Source organism: Achromobacter sp. DH1f, from assembly GCF_000633435.1.
GTDB classification, from domain to species: Bacteria; Pseudomonadota; Gammaproteobacteria; order Burkholderiales; family Burkholderiaceae_B; genus Achromobacter; species Achromobacter deleyi.
Map to the genome: position 1 here is coordinate 13688 of NZ_AYMF01000018.1, position 16435 is coordinate 30122.

The 16435-nt window shown below is 67.7% G+C and carries 16 protein-coding genes; 11 read left to right on the forward strand and 5 right to left on the reverse strand.

Annotation, left to right across the window (positions count from 1 at the left end; all coding sequences use genetic code 11):
• Both U858_RS0115855 and U858_RS0115860 read right to left on the reverse strand, forming a co-directional pair.
• Positions 1-1551, reverse strand: a complete 1551-nt coding sequence (locus U858_RS0115855) for an argininosuccinate lyase (RefSeq protein ID WP_025138126.1) — start codon at positions 1549-1551, stop codon at positions 1-3.
• An 86-nt stretch (positions 1552-1637) separates the two neighbouring features.
• On the reverse strand, positions 1638-2951 hold the full coding sequence (locus U858_RS0115860; RefSeq protein WP_025138127.1) for an ATP-binding protein: 1314 nt from the start codon (positions 2949-2951) through the stop codon (positions 1638-1640).
• 194 nt (positions 2952-3145) lie between these two features.
• On the opposite strand from U858_RS0115860, the gene U858_RS0115865 reads away from it, so the two are divergent.
• Positions 3146-3688: an SMI1/KNR4 family protein gene (locus U858_RS0115865; RefSeq protein WP_025138128.1), complete on the forward strand. Its 543-nt coding sequence runs from the start codon at positions 3146-3148 to the stop codon at positions 3686-3688.
• A 58-nt stretch (positions 3689-3746) separates the two neighbouring features.
• On the opposite strand, the gene U858_RS0115870 is transcribed toward U858_RS0115865, so the two are convergent.
• Positions 3747-4286 carry a DUF4240 domain-containing protein gene (locus tag U858_RS0115870; RefSeq protein ID WP_025138129.1) on the reverse strand — a complete coding sequence of 180 codons (540 nt, stop codon included), beginning with the start codon at positions 4284-4286 and terminating at the stop codon, positions 3747-3749.
• Positions 4287-4389: 103 nt separating this feature from the next.
• The gene (locus U858_RS0115875) at positions 4390-5172 is read right to left on the reverse strand and encodes a helix-turn-helix transcriptional regulator (protein ID WP_025138130.1); all 783 of its coding nucleotides are present in this window, start codon (positions 5170-5172) and stop codon (positions 4390-4392) included.
• Positions 5173-5329: 157 nt separating this feature from the next.
• Between U858_RS0115875 and U858_RS0115880 the strand changes: the two genes are divergently transcribed.
• The 8 genes from U858_RS0115880 to U858_RS0115915 are packed head-to-tail and all read left to right on the forward strand — an operon-like array spanning position 5330 to position 13589.
• Positions 5330-7039, forward strand: coding sequence for an FAD-dependent monooxygenase (locus U858_RS0115880; protein ID WP_025138131.1), 1710 nt, complete (start codon positions 5330-5332; stop codon positions 7037-7039).
• On the forward strand, positions 7014-7220 hold the full coding sequence (locus U858_RS0115885) for a hypothetical protein (protein ID WP_025138132.1): 207 nt from the start codon (positions 7014-7016) through the stop codon (positions 7218-7220). The genes U858_RS0115880 and U858_RS0115885 overlap by 26 nt, the downstream gene beginning before the upstream one ends.
• 17 nt (positions 7221-7237) lie before the next feature.
• On the forward strand, positions 7238-7831 hold the full coding sequence (locus U858_RS0115890) for a VOC family protein (protein ID WP_025138133.1): 594 nt from the start codon (positions 7238-7240) through the stop codon (positions 7829-7831).
• A 31-nt stretch (positions 7832-7862) separates the two neighbouring features.
• Complete coding sequence (locus U858_RS0115895) at positions 7863-8822, forward strand: MBL fold metallo-hydrolase (protein ID WP_025138134.1); 960 nt, start codon at positions 7863-7865, stop codon at positions 8820-8822.
• Between the two features lie 23 nt (positions 8823-8845).
• The gene (locus U858_RS0115900; RefSeq protein ID WP_025138135.1) at positions 8846-9868 is read left to right on the forward strand and encodes a fumarylacetoacetate hydrolase family protein; all 1023 of its coding nucleotides are present in this window, start codon (positions 8846-8848) and stop codon (positions 9866-9868) included.
• Positions 9869-9881: 13 nt separating this feature from the next.
• Positions 9882-10550, forward strand: coding sequence for a maleylacetoacetate isomerase (maiA, locus tag U858_RS0115905; protein ID WP_025138136.1), 669 nt, complete (start codon positions 9882-9884; stop codon positions 10548-10550).
• A 57-nt stretch (positions 10551-10607) separates the two neighbouring features.
• Positions 10608-11966: an MFS transporter gene (locus U858_RS0115910; RefSeq protein WP_198529731.1), complete on the forward strand. Its 1359-nt coding sequence runs from the start codon at positions 10608-10610 to the stop codon at positions 11964-11966.
• A gap of 60 nt (positions 11967-12026) precedes the next feature.
• The gene (locus tag U858_RS0115915) at positions 12027-13589 is read left to right on the forward strand and encodes a fumarate hydratase (RefSeq protein ID WP_025138138.1); all 1563 of its coding nucleotides are present in this window, start codon (positions 12027-12029) and stop codon (positions 13587-13589) included.
• Here the strand turns inward: U858_RS0115915 and U858_RS0115920 are convergent.
• Entirely contained in the window at positions 13570-14397 is an 828-nt protein-coding gene (locus U858_RS0115920; RefSeq protein ID WP_025138139.1) for a LuxR C-terminal-related transcriptional regulator, read from the reverse strand. The genes U858_RS0115915 and U858_RS0115920 overlap by 20 nt on opposite strands.
• Before the next feature lie 95 nt (positions 14398-14492).
• On the opposite strand from U858_RS0115920, the gene U858_RS0115925 reads away from it, so the two are divergent.
• Together U858_RS0115925 and U858_RS0115930 are read left to right on the forward strand one after the other, a co-directional pair.
• A complete protein-coding gene (locus tag U858_RS0115925; RefSeq protein WP_025138140.1) occupies positions 14493-16208 on the forward strand; it encodes an FAD-dependent monooxygenase in 1716 nt (571 codons plus the stop codon).
• The gene (locus U858_RS0115930; protein ID WP_025138141.1) at positions 16205-16408 is read left to right on the forward strand and encodes a hypothetical protein; all 204 of its coding nucleotides are present in this window, start codon (positions 16205-16207) and stop codon (positions 16406-16408) included. Before U858_RS0115925 ends, U858_RS0115930 begins: the two co-directional genes overlap by 4 nt.
• Positions 16409-16435: the final 27 nt, after the last annotated feature.

Genomic DNA, 16435 nt, shown 5'->3' on the forward strand with positions numbered 1-16435 from the left:
TTACTTGGCCTGCTCTTTCGGCGCGCTGGCCACCAGTGCGTCAAACGCCTTGTCCAGGCTGGCCAGCGAATCGGCGATGTGGGCGCGGCGATCCTTGATCCACTTGTCCTGCGACGCCAACTGCTCGCGCGCTTCCTTGATCATGCGGTCCATCTCGGCCGGCTGCGGGCCGCCACTGGTGGCGCGGTTCTTCACAATGGCCACCGGGTCCAGCGTCGAGCGGAACTCGGCTTCGCTCATCGGCAGTTCGTTCGGATACTTCGACCCCTTCATCGCCTCGGCGTAGATACGGCGTGCCTGGTCATACGGGAAGTCCAGCGGCTTGATGTTGTTGGTCTTGGCGTAGCTCACGACTTCCGACGCAAAGTGGTGGCCGTCGCGGAACGGCAGCTTGTACTTGCGCATCAGCACGTCGGCCAGCTCCTGCGAAGCCGTCCAGTCGCTGTTCAGTTCTTCCAGCGCGCGGTCCGGGCTGATGACCATGGCCTTGAGCACGCGGTCCCAGCGCTTCAGCGCCGAAATGCCGCTGTCGACCATCGCCGAATTCTGCTTCACGTCCTTGGGGTCGCTCATGCCCGGGGTGATGTTGTGCGTCTGGATCACCGGCCCCATCGCCAGCGTCACCGCCGTCGACGCATCGCTGCGCGTGTCGTTCAGCAAGCCCGGGTTGCGCTTTTGCGGCATGGCGCTGGACACATAGGTATTGCCGCCGCCCTCTTCCAGCAGAATCCACGGACGCGATTGCGCATACTGCGTCATCACGTCTTCCACGAAATTGCCCGTGCGCAGCGCGATGCTGGTCACGATGGACGCCACTTCCACCGGCTGGTCCATCGACGAGATCTGCGAGGCGTCATAGGCGTTGTCCACCAGCGCCGTGAAGCCCAGGTATTGCGCCATGCGCTTTCTGTCCAGCGGCCAGCTGGTGCCGTTCAGCACCGTGGTGCCCATAGGCGAACGGTCGATGCGCACATAGGCTTCGCGGATGCGCTGGGCATCGCGCGCCAGCCCCGCCGCCTGGCCCAGCAGATAGTGGCCGTAGCTGTTCGGCTGCGCGGCCACGCCATTGGTGTAGTTCGGCACGATGGTGCCGGCGTGCTTGGCCGCCAGTTCCACCAGCGTGGTGGACGTGGCGTTCAGCTGGTCCGCCAGTTCCAGCAGCTTGTCGCGCAGGATCGCGCTGCGGTAGGTCGCGTGCATGTCCTGGCTGGAACGGCCCGCGTGCAGCAGCGTCACGTCTTCGCCCGCCGCCTTGATCAGCAGCGGTTCGAACGTGATGACGCTGGCCGGCCGCTTGGCGCCGGGCTGGTTGCCGTCGTTGATCACCTTGGCCACGCCTGCCGCCAGGCGCGGCGCCATGGACTTGTCCAGCAGCCCTTCATCGGTGTTGATCACCGCCGTGGCCTTGTTGATCTCGCCCAGCCAGAAGAACGGATCATGCGCGGGCGGCTTGGCAGCGGCCGGCGCGGCGGGCGCCTGCTGGGCCAGGGCGGCCTGGCTGCCAAGGGAAAAAACAAGGGCTGCGCCCAGGGCGGGCAGGAAATGTCTCATGGCGTTCTCGTTATGGGAAAGAGAGTCGGCCGGGGAAGCCCCCGATGCCAAGCGCCATTTTTGCTCGGACTGCGATCAAAATGCAATTATTCCGGCACGCCCGCGGGCGCCGCCCAGCGCAGCACGAAACGCGCGCCGCCCAGCGGGCTGTCGAACACCTGAATGGTGCCCCGGTGGCTGGCCGCCACGCGCTGCACGATCGCCAGCCCCAGGCCCGCGCCGCCCGTGCCGCGGTCGCGGCTTTCATCCAGGCGGGTGAAGGGTTCGAAGACCCTGTCGCGGTCTTCGGCGGGAATGCCCGGCCCGTCGTCATCGACGATCAGCTCGAAACCGCCTTGCGGACCGTGCGTCAGCATGATCTCGATGCGGCCGCGTGCATAGCGCACGGCGTTCTGCACCAGGTTCAACAGGGCGCGGCTCATGTAGCGCGGGTTCAGGCTGACATGCGGCGGATGCCCTTGCACCACCACGCAGCGCACGTTGCGCGCATCGGCCTGGTGCGCTACCTGGGCCAGCGCCTCGCCCAGCCAATCGCGCGTATCCACGGTCTCCTGCTTGACCGCATCGTCGGCGGGTCGCTCCAGCCGCGCATACACCAGCAGCTCGGCCACCATGCTTTCCAGCTCGGAGATGTCGGCGCGCATGTCGCGCAGCACGCGGCCATGCTCGCGCGGCAAGCCGCTGCGATCCAGCACGTCCACCTCGAACGACAGCCGCGCCAAGGGCGTGCGCAATTCATGCGACACCGCGTTGGTCAGGCTGCGCTGGTTCTCGATCAGCGTGGCGATGCGGCTGGCCATGGCGTTGAAGCTTTCCCCCACGTGCCGGATGCCCGTGATGCGCGACAGATGCACCCGCATGTCCAGCTCGCCCTGGCCCATTCGCACCGCGGCATTGCGCAGCCGGTCCATATCGCGCCACATCGGCAGCGCCCACAACGCCAGCAGCCCCACCCCCACCATCACCGTCAGAAAGGTCCACAGCGTCCAGGTCAGCACCGTATCGACCAGGCCCTCGCCCGGCAGGCGCACCTCCAGCCATTGCGCGGGCTCGCCGGGCAGCGGCACCAGGTGCGTGTTGTATTCGTCGCGCATCACGAAGCCCTGGCTTTCCAGCTGCTCGCGTTCGTTGCCGCTCAGCCGGACCTGGTCCTGGCGCAGCAGCCGCAGCAGCAGGCCGTAATGCGGCAACACCTGTTCGCGCAGCACGGCCTCGCGCTCGGCCGGCGCCACGCCATCGAGCCGCTGGTGCAGCTCGTAGACCTGGCCGCGTAGCGACTGGTAGGCAATCTCGTCCACCGTCGGCTTGAACAGCTTGCCCAGGCCCTTGTCCACCAGTTGGTACGCCAGGCACAGGCTGATCACGACCACGATGAAGAATCGAACGAAGAATTTGAACATTGAAGGCCCAGGCGCCGACAGCCGGCGGCTTGGGATCATAGGGAGAAAGCGGGGTGGCGATCCGCCGCCATTTGTGGGGGATTTGTGAAAAATCGTGAAACACCGGTGACCCACAAGGCACGCTATTCTGGGGCTGCTGTTCGGCTGACTGCCCGGCGGATTCCCGCGCCCTCCCTCGAAAGGACTTCCACCCCATGGACCCGCTAGAGAAATTCCTGCGTTCGGACAAGATCCTGCAATCGTTCCCCGGCGCCGAGAGCGCCGCGATCCAGGCCTACGAGCAAGCCTGGAAAACGCGTTTTTCCGACGGCTACAAGGCATTCCTGGCGCGCAGCAACGGCCTGCGCTTCGACTTCGATTTCGATCAGGCCCACCGGGCCGGCGTGTCGCCCGCCCTGGCCGACATGAATACGTTTTTCGGCATCGGCAATGGCAACCCGCACCTGGACCTGGCACTGCTGACCCCGAAAATGGGCTTTCACAACCGTGCCTTCCTGCCTTTCGCCCCGGTGCTGGGATTGGGCGGCGACTTCTGTACCTACGTCGAAATCAGCCAGGGCAAGCACCTGGGCCACATCATGTACACCGATGGCGAGATGGCCTCGGAATACGAAGACCTGGATGTCCGAGGCCAGGACGTCGACGCCCTGGTCGACGGTTTCATCGACGACGGCTGGTTCATGCCCGTCGCTGCGTCGTTCGATGATTTGATCCGGCTGTACGCGAAGATGGCGTGAAAGACGCTGCGGGGAATTGCACGACACAAGGCGATTCCCCGCGTGATCGCGCGTCACGTTACATGAACTTCTTGCACAACTTTGGATAACGGCGGCGCATCTCCTTATCGTCGTCGAAATCCCAAATGGGCCCCAACTCGGGAGGCGGAAAAACTGTCAAGTCCGTCGGATAGCCACCCGTCAATTCCTTCAAGTCCGTCGGATAGCCACCCGTCAATTCCTTGTAGGCTTGCGTGGCCACGGCAAGCATATCCTCGCAATACGCATCGTCCGCTTCCACCTCGACCTCGGCCAACCAATCAGGGTCCGCCAACGCCATCTCGTAGGTCTTCTTTCCTTGCCCGATTAGCCATCCGATGAAATCGTCGAAGCCATCGTCGGAACAACCATCATTGATCACATAGGCAGCTCCCCACAGCTGCAGGCTGTAGGCAGCACGAGTCAATTGCGTATAGGCATTGGCCACACCCTTGATGCTTTCAAGATCCATCGTCTTGATGATTTCCTTCAAGCTCTCGGCGACGGCGTGCGCGTCAGCGGGATCGTCGGCCGATTTGCGCGCTTTCTCGACCAATTCCCAGTATTCGTTGATTTTCACTATTCACTTCCCAGGTTTCGAAGGCATTTTCGGACTTCAAGTTTGAACACCGGGCAGATCATGGGGAATTGGAAAATTCTGAAATATGACGGGATCGCCACACTTACCTGGCAACGTGATCGCCAGGCGCCTTGACCAGGAATTCCTTCAGGCTGGCGACCTTGCTCTTCTTGAAGATGCGGTTCTTGTAGGTCACTACCGTGGTGGGCGACAGACCCAGCGCGCGGCCCACTTCCTTGGCCGTGTGGCCCTGGCGCAGCAGGTTCGCCACCTGGATCTCACGAAACGACAGGTCGGCCGGCCAGGCCGCCACGGGCGCCGGCGCGGCCTCGCGCCGACAGAGCTGGTGATGGCGCCGCGCCAACGCGATCAGCAGCGGCGCGCGGCCGCGCATCAGGTCGGTCACGTCCGCCGAATGCGTGCGCGAAAAATACAAGTTCAGGTAGCTGATGCCTTCGCTGCGCGCGCCGATCAATGAAATCTTGCTGGCAAAGCCGGGCCGTTCGAACAGCAGGCGCCGGTACTCGGCATCCAGGATGTGACCGGGCGCGGGCGTCTGGATGATCAGGTCCGGCTGCCCTTCTGGCCGACAGGCCAGGTCGCGCAGCAGCGCGTAATTGGGATCGCGACGATAGAACTGGTCATCGACGTAGACGTTGGTGGTCCATTCGATCAGGGACTGGTTCAAGAGGCTGGCGGCCGACGAATACTGCACCGAGCCGTCGTGACCATAGAACACATGGGCCACGTGATCGGCCGCCACCGTTTCGCGCAGGGCCAGCAGCAGCGCGGCATGGAACATCGGCCCGCCCAGGTCCATCACGGCGGACGCGGCCCATTGGTCCGTCCCCCCGGCCGCAGCCAGCGGCGTGCTTGTCTCTTCCATGGTTCTGGGTCCTCGTACGGACGTGTTTTTCCCGATTCTACGGTCAACCCCGGCCGTCCGTGTGTCCTCTTCCGTGAGGACATGACGGGCCCGCGCGGCGCTTCTAGAGTTTGGCCCTGAGACAAACACGCCGTGCCACAGAGCACTAGGGAAAACGATGACAGAGCTTCCCCTCTACCCCTACATCCGGCCCGCCGAGATGGACGGCCCGCGCGCCGAGCCGCATCCCGTCGCCATCGTCGGCGCCGGGCTTTCCGGCCTGACGCTGGCGCTGGACCTGGTGCGCCGCGGCATTCCCGTGGTGGTGCTGGACGACGACAACACGGTGGGCGTGCGCGGCCTGGCCTCGCGCGGCATGGTCTGGGCCCAGCGCACGCTGGACATCTTCGACCGGCTGGGCATGGCCGGCGCGGTGGTCGACAAGGGCGTGCGCTGGAACGTCGGGCGCGTGCTGTGCCGCGACAAGGCGGTGGCGTCGTTCACGCTGCAAGACCAGCCGGACATGCGCCACAACGGCTTCGTGAACCTGCAGCAATACTATCTGGAGACCTTCCTGGTCGACGCCTTGCAGCGCGAGCCGCTGGCCGACCTGCGCTGGTTGAATGCCGTCGTCGGCGTCGAACCCGGTACGGATGGCCCCGGCACGCTGCGCGTGCAGACGCCCGACGGCATCTACGCCACGCGCGCCCAGTGGGTGGTGGCCTGTGACGGCGCGCACAGCGCGGTGCGCGGCATGCTGGGCCTGCAACCGCGCGTCTACGACCGCACCGAAGACCGCTGGATCATCATCGATATCGTCCTGCGCGGCACGGCCTGGCCCGAAGAACGCTGGACCTGGCTGGACGCGGGCAGCAACCATGGCCGCGCAGTCTGGCGCCACAAGATGGCCGACGACACCTGGCGGCTGGATTTCCAGCTGCGGCCCGACGAAGACGCCGAGGCGGCGGCAACGGAAGCCGGCATGCGCCGGCGCGTGCTGGACCTGGTGGGCGAGCCGGTCGATTTCGACATCGCGTGGCACGGCGTCTGGGCCTACCGCCACGAATGCCTGGACAGCCTGCGCCATGGCCGCGTGCTGTTCGCGGGCGATTCGGCCCACCTGGTCGCGCCCTTTGGTGCGCGCGGCGGCAACGGCGGCATCCAGGACGCGGACAACCTGGGCTGGAAGCTGGCGCTGCTGCTGCAAGGGAGCGCCGATGCCTGCCTGCTGGACAGCTACAGCGACGAGCGCAAGCACGCGGCCATGGAAAACATCCGCCAGGCGCGGCGCTCGTCCCGCTTCGTGTATCCGGGCGCCGCCCGATCGGCCGCACTGTGGCGCGAGGCCATCATCGCGCTCGCGCCGCAGCACCAGGCCGCCGCCCGCCTGATCAACACCGGCCGCCTGTGCATGCCTGCGGTGTACCCCCCGTCGCCGCTGGTGCGCGGCAGCCACGCCCACGCCGGACGCGCGCTGCCCAACATCGTGCTGCGCCAGGCGGACGGGCTGTCTTTGCATGCGTTGCTGGGCCCCTGGTTCACGGCGCTGGTATTCGGCGATGCCTTGCCGCCCGACGCCACAGGCGCAACGCACGCCGATGGCCGGTTGCGCTGGGTGACGGTCGGACCGCTGTGCGATGCGCGCGGCCGCACCGCGCTGGCGCATCAGCTTGGCGTGGCCCTGGACGGCGCCACCTGGCTCGTGCGCCCCGATCAGCACGTCATGGCGGCGGGCGACGCGCAGGCCGTGCCCCCCGCCCAGATCACGACCTGGCTCGACGCTGCGCTGGGCCAGGCCGCCAGCCCGACGTTCCCCGCTGCCCCGGCCCACGGCCTGCAGCATTTCCCCGGAGACCCGCTACATGCCGCCCTCACAGCAACAGCTTGATGATCTGCTCGAACGCCTGATCGCGTTGACCGACCAGCCCGACCCCGTGGACCAGCGCGACAGCCTGGCGCGGCTGTCGCTGCTGCTCATCGAAGCCGTGGACGACGCGGCCCGGGTGCAGTCGGCCGTCGATGAAATCCTCGCGGCGCGCCTCGAACCGCCTGCCCTGCACATCCCTTGACCCACGGAGACGGCGCCATGACGCATCCCATTGAGACCCCGCGGCCCGACGCCGCCTGCCCGCCCATTCAGGGCCTGCACCACTTCGCCTGGCGCTGCCGCGACGCCGAGGAAACCCGGCATTTCTACGAAGACATCCTGGGCCTGCCGCTGGTGCATGTGGTCAAGGAAGAACGGGTGCCGTCCACCGGCGAACACTGCCCCTTCGTGCACCTGTTCTTTGAATTCGCCGACCGTTCGCACATCGCCTTCTTCGACCTGGGCGACAACGCCGTGAGCCAGCCCGACCCCGCGACCCCGCGCTGGGTCAACCACTTCGCCATGGAAATCCGCGGCGAGGCCGAACTGGAACGGATGCGCCAACGCCTGCTGGCCCAGGGCATCGAGGTGGTCGGCCCGACCGACCACCACTTCATCCGCTCGCTCTACTTCTTCGACCCCAACGGCATCCGGCTGGAACTGACCACCCGCCTGCCCGTCCCGGACTACGTGGCCGGCAAGCGCCGCAGCGCCCATGACGACCTGGCCGACTGGACCCGCGACAAGGCCGCCGGCCTGCGGCCCGGCGCCTCGGGCACCAGCAGCCAGGCCCGCCAGGCCCAGACCCGCTGACCCCTTCATTCCCACCCGATACAGGAACACGATGACCAAGCCTTTTGCCTCCCAGGCCGACGTAGCCGAAAAGAAAACGTCTTTCGTCCGCCTTTCCGACAACGCCTACGCCTATCTCGCCGACGGCGATCCCAACTCCGGCGTCATCATCGGCGACGACTGCGTGATGGTGGTCGACGCGACGGCCACGCCGGTCATGGCCCAACCCCTGATCCGCGCGATTCGCGGCGTCACCGACAAGCCCATCCGCCACGTCGCCCTGACCCACTACCACGCCGTGCGCGTGCTGGGCGCGTCCGCCTTTGCCGCCGAAGGCGCCGTCAACACCTTCGCCAGCCGCGGCACCTACGAGCTGATCGCCGAGCGCGGCCAGGCCGACATGGACTCCGAGATCGGCCGCTTTCCCCGATTGTTCCAATCCGCCGAAGGCATCCCCGGGCTGACCTGGCCCACGGTGGTGTTCGAGCGCGAACTGACCGTGAACCTGGGCAATCTGGAAGTGCGCATGATGCATCTGGGCGCCGGCCACACCCGCGGCGATTCGATCGTGTGGATTCCGTCGCAGGGCATCTGTTTTTCCGGCGACCTGGTCGAATTCAATGCCGGCGTCTACACCGGCGACGCCTACCTGGCCGACTGGCCCGCCACGCTGGATGCCCTGCAAGCCTTGCAGCCGCGCCAGCTGGTGCCGGGGCGCGGCCCCGCGCTCACGCACCCCGACGCCTGCCGCGAGGCCATCGGCTACACGAAGCGCTGGGTAGAGACGCTGTACGGCTGCGCCCGCCAGGGCGTCAGCGAAGGCAAGGGCCTCAAGCAAGTCTACGAAGACACCCGCCGCGTGATGGACCCGGAATTCGGCCATGTCGTCATCTACGAACACGCCATTCCCTTTGACATCTCGCGCGCCTTCGACGAAGCCAGCGGCATCACCGAGCCGCGCGTCTGGACGGCTCAGCGCGACCGCGAAATGTGGGCCGAACTCACCGCCTGACGCCATCACCACGGAACCCGACCATGAAACTTGCCACCCTGAACCACGGCACCCGCGACGGCCAGCTGGTCGTCGTCGACCGCGCGCTCGCCCGCCAGCGCCCCGTGCCGCACATCGCCGCCACCTTGCAGCAGGCCCTGGACGACTGGGCCCGCTGCGCGCCGCGCCTGCAAGCGGAATATGACGATCTGCAAGCCGGCGGCGCCGGCCAGCCGTTCGATGCCGCCCAATGCGCCGCGCCGCTGCCGCGCGCCTACCAGTGGCTGGACGCATCCGCCTACCTCAACCACGTCGACCTGACGCGGCGCGCGCGCGGTGGCGAAATGCCGCCGTCGTTTCGCACCGACCCGCTGATGTACCAGGGCGCCTCTGACGACTTCATGGGCCCCTGCGACCCGATCACCGCCGCCAGCGAAGACCTGGGGGTCGACCTTGAAGCCGAGATCGTGGTGGTCACCGACGACGTGCCGCTGGGCGTGAACGCCGACACGGCGCTGAATCATGTGGTGCTGCTGGGCCTGGTCAACGACGTCACGCTGCGCAACGTGGTGCTGCCGGAATTGAGCAAGGGCTTTGGCTTTCTGCAAGGCAAGCCGGCGTCGGCGCTGTCGCCCGTGCTGGTCACCCCCGACGAACTCGCCCCCTATTGGCGGGGTGGCAAGCTGCACCGGCCGATGCAGGTGTGGTTGAACGGCCAACTGCTGGGCCAGCCCCAGGCCGGCGAGGAAATGCAGTTTCATTTCGGCGAGCTGATCGCGCACGCGGCGCGCACCCGCCGCCTGGGCGCCGGCACCCTCGTGGGCAGCGGCACCATCTCGAACGCCAGCGATGCCGTCGGCGTGTGCTGCCTGGTCGAAGCGCGGGTGCGCGAGCAACTGCGCGACGGCCAGATGCGCACGCCCTTCCTCAAGCATGGCGACCAGGTGCGCATCGCCATGCAGGACGACGCCGGCCACAGCCTGTTTGGCGACATCGACCAGCAGGTCCGCATTCCCGGTACCCGCCCGCTGCCGCTGGCCCCGGCCCGCCACGCCGTCACCGCCTGAACAGGACGCCGCCATGGCCGACACGCCCCTCCCCACCCTGCATAGCTACTGGCGCAGCTCGGCAGCCTATCGGGTCCGCCTTGCCCTGGCCATCAAGCGCCTGCCGTATCGGCAGGTCGCCTGGCACATGGCCAAAGGCGAACACCAGCAGCCCGCCTACCGCCAGATCGCGCCGTTCGGCCTGGTGCCCATGCTGGAAATCGACGGCCTGCGCTTGCAGCAGTCGCTGGCCATCATCGAGTACCTGGATGCGCGCCACCCCGAGCCCGCCCTGCTGCCCGACGACCCCGCACAACGGGCACAGGCCCGCGCGCTGGCGCAACTGGTGGCCTGCGAGATGCATCCGCTGAACAACCTGCGCACCTTGAACCAGCTGCGCAGCCAGTTCGGCGCCGATGACGCGCAAGTGCAGGACTGGTATCGCCATTGGTGCGAGGAAGGTTTTCGCGCGTTTGAGGCGGCGTTGGGCGCCAGCCATGGCGACTACGCGCTGGGCGCGGCGCCGTCGCTGGTGGAGTGCTGCCTGGTGCCGCAGGTCTACAACGCCCGGCGTTACGCGGTCGACCTGACGCCGTTTTCCCGCGTGCGCGCCATCGTGCAGGCCTGCGAATCGCTGCCGGCCTTCGACGCGGCACGGCCCGAAAACCAGCCCGACGCGCCACGCCCCGCGCAGGCTGCCTGAACCCTCACTCTACCCCCCAGAAAAAGCGGCCCAGACCGCGCCCCCAAGGAGACAAGCATGCAGACAGACCTTTCCGGACAGGGCGCCGTTGCGCCCGCCCCGCTGGCCGACCGGCCGGCGACAGCCCCATTGGTCAGCGTCGAAGACCGCAAGGTGCTCGCGGCCACACTGGTCGGCTCGGCCATCGAGTGGTACGACTACTTCATCTACGTCCAGGCCGCGGGCCTGGTGCTGGGCAGCCTGTTCTTTGCCCCTTTCGCCCGCGAGAATCCCGAGCTGTCGCTGATCCTGTCGTTTGCCACCGTCGGCGTGGCGTTCCTGTTCCGGCCCCTGGGCGCCATAGTCTGTGGCCATCTGGGCGACCGCTATGGCCGTAAACGCGTACTGGCCGCCACGCTCATCCTGATGGGGGTATCGACCGCACTGATCGGCGTACTGCCCACCTATGCGCAGATCGGGCTGTGGGCGCCGGTCATCCTGGTCGGGCTGCGCGTGCTGCAAGGCTTTTCGGCTGGCGGCGAATGGGGCGGCGCGGCACTCATGGCCGTCGAACACGCGCCGGTCGGACGCCGGTCGTTGTTCGGCGCCTTTCCGCAGATCGGCGTGCCGCTGGGCATGATCGTCGCCACGGGCGTGCTGTGGTGCATCACGGCGCTGGTCGGCGCCGACAACTTCATGGCCTGGGGCTGGCGCATCTCGTTCCTGCTGTCCATTGCGCTGATCATCGTGGGCGTCTTCATTCGCCGCGCCGTCGAGGAATCGCCGGTGTTCCTGCAGATGCGGTCGCGGCGCAGCCATTCATCGGCGCCGCTGGGCACGCTGCTGCGCCAGCATCCGCGCCAGATTGCGCTGACGACGCTGATCTTCGTGGGCAACAGCACCGCCGGCTACCTGCTGGTGGGCTTTTTCATCAGCTACGGCAGCCGTGCGCTGCACATGCCGGCGCAGCAGGTGCTGATGATCTGCACGCTGGCCGCCGCCTGCTGGCTGGGCACCACGCTCCTGGGCGGCTGGCTGGGCGACCGCATCGGCCGCGTGCGCACCTTCCAGGTGGGCTATGTGCTGCTGGCCCTGTGGGCCATTCCCATGTGGTGGCTGATCGAATCGGGCAACCCGGCGCTATTCACGCTGGCGCTGGCGGTACTGTCGGTGCCGCTGGGCCTGACCTATGGGCCGCAGGCCGCCCTGTATGCCGAGATGTTCCCCGCCGACGTGCGCTATTCCGGCGTGTCGGCCGGCTACGCGCTGGGGTCCATCCTGGGCGGCGCCTTCGCCGCGATGATTGCGCAATCGATCATCTCGGCCACCGGGCAATCGTGGCTGGTGGGGGTGTACGTCGTCGTCATGGCGGCCGTCTCGTTCGTCGCCGTCACGCTGGTCAAGGACAAGCCCGGCACGACGCTGCACGCCGACTGACGCCCCGCGCCGCCGCTCGGTATCGCGGCGGCGCCCCCCTTGTCACCCATCCCTGCGCCCATGACCGCCTGCATCCGCCAACAAGACCTGGTCGATTCCGTCGCCCACGCCCTGCAATACATCAGCCACTATCACAGCCCCGACTACCTCGCACACCTGGCCGCCGCCTACCGCCGCGAGGCCAGCGCGCCCGCCCGCGACGCCATGGCCCAGATCCTGGCCAGCTCGCGCCTGGCCGCCATCGGCCGGCGCCCCCTCTGCCAGGACACCGGCATCGTCAATGTCTTCCTGAACGTCGGCATGGACGTGCGCTGGACGGGTTTCACCGGCAGCCTGGAAGACGCCGTCAATGAAGGCGTGCGCCGCGCCTACCTGGACGCCGACAATCCCCTGCGGGCATCGGTGGTGGCCGACCCGCTGTTCGGCCGCGCCAATACCCGCGACAACACGCCCGCCGTCATCAGCATGCGGATCGTGCCCGGCGCAACGCTGGAAGTCATCGTCGCGGCCAAAGGCGGCGGATCGGAGAACAAGGCGCGGCTGGCCATGCTGAACCCGGGCGACAGCGTGGTGGATTGGGTGCTGGCGCAGGTGCCGACGCTGGGCGCGGGCTGGTGTCCGCCCGGCATGCTGGGCATCGGCGTGGGCGGCACCGCGGAAAAGGCCGTGCTGCTCGCCAAGGAAAGCCTGATGCAGCCGCTGGACATGCACACCCTGCAGGAACGCGCCGCACGCGGCGACGCGCTCGCCCCCGAAGACGCCCTGCGGCTGGAGCTGCACGCACGCGTCAACGCGCTGGGCATCGGCGCACAAGGCCTGGGCGGCCTGACGACGGTGCTGGACGTCAAGCTCAAGACCTACCCCACGCACGCCGCCGCCAAACCCGTCGCCCTGATCCCCAACTGCGCCGCCACCCGTCACGCCCGCTTCGTGCTGGACGGCAGCGGCCCCGTGCACCTGGAGCCGCCCTCGCTGGATCTCTGGCCCGACCTGGGCGACGCCGCGCTGCCGCAGGCTGGCCGACGCGTGAACCTGGACACGCTCACCCGGGAAGAGGTCGCCACCTGGCGCGCGGGCGACACCTTGCTGCTGACCGGTCGCATGCTGACCGGCCGCGATGCCGCGCACCAGCGCATCCGCGAACGGCTCGCCCAGGGCCTGCCCCTGCCCGCCGACTTCCGCAACCGTGTCATCTATTACGTAGGCCCGGTGGACGCGGTGCGAGACGAGGTCGTCGGCCCCGCTGGCCCCACCACATCCACCCGCATGGACGGCTACACCGACATGATGCTGGCGCACACGGGCCTGATCGCCATGATCGGCAAGGCCGAACGCGGCCCCGACGCCGTCGCCGCCATCCAGCGGCACCGGGCGGCCTACCTGATTGCCGTGGGCGGCGCAGCGGTTCTCGTGTCCCGGGCCATCCGCCACGCCCGCGTCGTGGCCTTCGAAGACCTGGGCATGGAAGCCATCTACGAATTCGACGTGGTCGACATGCCGGTGACGGTGGCCGTCGATGCGGAGGGTGGCAACTTGCACGTTGCAGGCCCGGCGCAATGGCGTCTTGCGCCCGGGCAACCCATTCGCCTGGGCAGCCGCGAGATCAGGCTTTCCGGGGCTTGATGGCGCCGGCGCGCGCCGACGCCCGCCTGGGCAGGCCCGCGCCCACCAGCGCCAACAGTTCCTGGTGGTTGCGCACGCCCAGATGCTGGAACGCGCGGTAGCGATAGGTCAACGCCGTCGTGTCCGACACCCCCATCTCGCGCGCCGCTTCCTTGGTCGTCAGGCCTTCCAGCACATGCGTCACGATCTGCCGCTCGCGGCCCGACAACTGCTCCATGAGCCGCGCCTGCGGCGCATGGTCTGCCGGAGAACGCCGCGTCACCTGCACGTGACGCATGACTGCGGTGGCGATCAGGGGCGCATGCTGCGCCAGGCGTTCGATGTCCTGCGGCACGAACGCCGGATACGCCAGATTGCGGTACAGGCTGACCGACACCCGATAGCCGTCGGCAAACACCGTCAGCAGCGACAGCCGCTCGCGAATGCCCGGATCGCCATAGCAGACGCGACGGTAGTGCTCATCGGCCACATCCTCGGCCTGCTGCAGCCCGATCCACAACTGCGTCGCCCTGCCCGGCTTGCGCCGCGACAGCCACACCATGTTGGAGTCCTTGCGGTCGAACCCCAGCCGCATGTATTGAACGGCGGTCAGGGTCGCCACCTCGCCGATGGCGCTGGCGCTGGACACGGCCTGCACCCGGCCGCTGCTGCGCAGTGCGAACACCGTGCAGTGGCTGGCCGGGAACATGCCGCCCAGTGCCCGTAGCGCCTGCGCGGCAAAGTCGTCGGCGCCGATCGCGTCCATCAAGGCCATCGCCACCGCAAACGCGGGAGCGGGCGTGTCCTGCACCACCGGCAGCAATTTCATGACGGGTATTCCTGTCCTGATTAATTAGGACAAATTATCGATTCCAAGTCGCCAGAATATACCCAGAGACAACGCCATAAGTACCGGACACCCGCATGCCGCTTGAACGAATCGGACCCTTCCACTATTCACGCTTTGCGCCATCGCTGCCGTCCCGGGATGCGAACGGCGCCGACGCCCAGCGCCATCGCGTCATGATTGCCGGCGGCGGCCCCGTCGGCCTGGCCGTGGCGCTGGGCCTGGCCCGGCGCGGCATCGATTGCGTCGTCATCGAGGCCGACGACTCGGTCTGCGAAGGCAGCCGCGCCGCCTGCATCTCGCGCCGCAGCCTGGAAATCATGGACCGGCTGGGCGTGGCGTCCGCCTTTCTGGGCAAGGGCCTGCCCTGGGCGCGCGGCCGCAGCTATTACGGCACCGACGAGGTGCTGGTATTCGAGATGCCCACCCGCGCGGACGATCGCTATCCGCCCATGATCAATCTGCAGCAGTACTACATCGAACAGTTCCTGCTCGACGCCATCGCAGCCGTCAACGCGCAGCATCCCGGCCGCGTCGACATCCGCTGGGCCAGCAAGATCACCGCCTGCACGCCCGCCGCCGACGGCGTGGCCGTGCGCATCGGCAACGCGTTGGGCAGCTACGCGGCGCAGGCCGGCTGGCTGGTGGCATGCGACGGCGGACAGAGCTTCATCCGGTCCAGCCTGGGCCTGGAACTGGCAGGCACCGGCTATCAGGGCCGCTACGCCATCGTCGACATCGAACTGGCCAGCAGCTACCCCACCGAGCGCCGCGCCTGGTTCGACCCGCCCTGGGCCCGCGGCACCACCATCCTCATGCACCGCCAGCCCGACGACATCTGGCGCATCGACTTCCAGCTGGCCGGCAGCGTGGATGCCGCCCAGGCCATGCAGCCCGAGCAGATTCAACGCTTCGTGCAGACGCACCTGGACGCCATCGGCGAAGGCCACCTGCCCTGGACCCCGGTCTGGTCGTCCATCTACCGCGCCGGCGCCATGACGCTGGACGCCTACCGCCACGGCCGCGTCCTGTTCGCCGGCAACGCCGCGCACGCCATGCCCATCTTCGGCGTGCGCGGCCTGAATTCCGGCTTCGACGACGCCGACAATCTGGTGTGGAAGTTGGCCGCGGTGCTGCAAGGCAAGGGCAGCGATGCCCTGCTGGACCGCTACAGCGCCGAACGCCTGCACGCCTTCCACGTCAACGCCGAGAACGCCATGCGCAGCACCGAATTCATGTCGCCGCCCAACCGGGGCTTTGACCTGATGCGCGAGGCCTGCCTGTCGCTGGCCGCGCGCCACCCCGGCATCGCGCGGCTGATCAATCCGCGCCAGACGCATGCGATCACGTATGCCGAATGCCCCGTGCCGCAAGCGATGGCCGATGCGCCGGAAGGCACGAACGGCCCGCCACTCGACACCGCAACGAACGCAGCCCCCTGCTCCCCCGGCGCGCCCTTGGTCGACGGCCGCCTGCCCGACGGGCGCTACCTGACAGAACGGCTGGCGCCCGACGGCTTCACCCTGTTGGCATTCGGCCCTTGGTCGCAAGCCGACGCCCTTGAAACACAAACGCAAGCGCCCGACTGGCCTTGGCTGCCGTGTCACGTGGTGACGCTGGCGCCTGATGCCAACCTGGCCCGGTGCTTCGGCTTGCCGCAAGAAGCCCTGGCCGACGTGGCCTTCCTGATACGCCCCGACGGCCATCACAGCGCCCATTGGCACGCGCCTGGCCTGCCTGACGTACTGACCGCCCTCGCCCGCGCCTGCGGCGCCCCAGGAGCCCTGCAATGACCTACGACGCCGCCGTCCAAGACCGTCTCTATGCCCGCTGCAGCAACGCCATCGCCAGCGCCGGGCGCGAACGCGAATCCCTGTTCCTGGCCCGCCTGGCGCTGCTGCTGTTCGAGCAGGTGCAGGACGAACAGCGCTGCCTGGACGCCATCGAACAGGCGCTGCAAGACCTGCCGATGCCCTCACTGTCGGCGGACTGACGCCGCCTGCGCGTACCCGACCGGCAC